Consider the following 1645-nt stretch of genomic DNA (forward strand, 5'->3'; position numbering starts at 1 on the left):
GGCCGCTCCGTCGATGACTTCGCGGCAGGCGGTGCGCAAGGCTGCATCCTGCGGCAGGTAGGCGAAGCCCACGCCGTAGCTGCCCGGCTCGGGCAGGCGAATGTCGAGGCGCACGCACTCTTCGAGCAAAAACCAGTGCGGAATCTGGATGAGCAGCCCGGCCCCGTCGCCGGAGTCGGCATCGCAGCCGCAGGCGCCGCGGTGCTCCATGTTTTCCAGCATGGTCAGCGCGTCGGTGATGGTCTGGTGCGTTTTGCGGCCGTTGAGGGCGGTGATGAAGCCGGTCCCGCAGGCATCGTGCTCAAATTCGGGGCGGTACAGGCCCGGGGCGGTGTCGGTGGGTTGCATCGGTTGTTCTATATATGGTGAGGCGGCCGGCGAGCCCCGCCGTGCGCAATCGTCAGCACGGTTCGGAATGAACCGGGCAGGCTCGGCACACCCCGCTCCAAGTAAGGGGCTGCCAGGGCCAGGCAAAGCGCCCGATTTCGTGGCTGTACGATTTTTAGGGCTGAGTAAAAACTTGTAAATAAGTGATTTTTAACAATTTAATTCAATATTTTTTACGGCGTCAAAGCCCGTTGCCCAAGCCATATAATACCGTTACCGCGCCCGCTTAAGAGTCCGGAATGGCGGCTTGGTATCGTAAGTTAGAGCAGTCTTTTTCGGATTCGGCTACCAATTCAGAAAAATCAGCTACTTTTTGTGAAAAATCCGGAATGACCCCGAAGCGGAATGCCTCAAACGTTTCCGGAGAATCATTATCCGCAATATCCCCTTCAAATGACAGGTCTGTTACCCATTTTATTTGCTGCTGTGGCTGGAATGGGGCATGCTTTCGAACCCGACCACTTGCTGGCCGTGGGCAACCTCATCTCGCGCCGCGACACCCTGGCCGAAGCCCTGCGCGAGCGCGGCTACCGCGTGGCCCTGGCCGAGCAGAACTATTACCTCGACCCAACCCGCGACTACGAAGCCCACCTGCACCCCTCGGAGCGCCGCCGGCTGCACAAGTGCCGCCGTCACGGGCTGTTCATCGAGCAGGAGCCGGCCTACCTGCTGCCGCTGGCCTACGAGTTCATTCGGCAGTGCCGGCAGGAGCGTGGCCAGCACCTGTCACTGTCGTTGGAGCGCGTGCAGGCGTTATTTCGGGCATTTCCGCGCGAGCATTTCCTGTTTTCGGTGCGCGAGCCCGGTGGCGAATGGGCGGCCCTCACCGTGGCCATTCAGGTGAGCGAGCAGGTGCTCTATAATTTCTACCCCGCCAGCCCGCTGCGCTATAACTCGCTGAGCCCGGTGGTGTTGCTGAACGAAGGGCTGCACTCCTTTGCCCGCGCCAGCGGCCTGCGCGTGCTCGACCTGGGCACCTCCACGCTCGACAGCGGGCCCAATACCTCGCTGCTGCGCTTCAAGCGCCATCTGGGCGGCGTGGCCGGCCTGCGCCTGAGTTGGGAGAAGACGCTGTAGGCGGCGGGTAAGGAGGGGAATTTACGTTCTTTGCACCCCATGTCCGCCACTGCTTCTTCTGCCAAATCCCCCATTCGCCACTTCGTGCGGGGCTCGCTGGGCACGGGCGTGGCGGTGCTGGCGCGGGCGGCGGGCTCGCTCGTTGTGAACAAGCTGGTAGCTACGCTGGCGCCGGCCGGCG

At 62.1% G+C, this 1645-nt stretch carries 2 protein-coding genes; one reads left to right on the forward strand and one right to left on the reverse strand.

What is annotated here, in order from left to right:
- Positions 1–348 (reverse strand): hypothetical protein (locus tag ACYVDE_RS22065; protein ID WP_460503692.1); only part of this gene is annotated, 348 nt, incomplete at its 3' end.
- Positions 349–822: 474 nt separating this feature from the next.
- Here ACYVDE_RS22065 and ACYVDE_RS22070 point away from each other — a divergent pair.
- Positions 823–1464 carry an SGNH/GDSL hydrolase family protein gene (locus ACYVDE_RS22070; RefSeq protein ID WP_460503693.1) on the forward strand — a complete coding sequence of 214 codons (642 nt, stop codon included), beginning with the start codon at positions 823–825 and terminating at the stop codon, positions 1462–1464.
- The last annotated feature ends 181 nt before the right edge of the window (positions 1465–1645 follow it).

The organism is Hymenobacter agri (genome assembly GCF_054778495.1).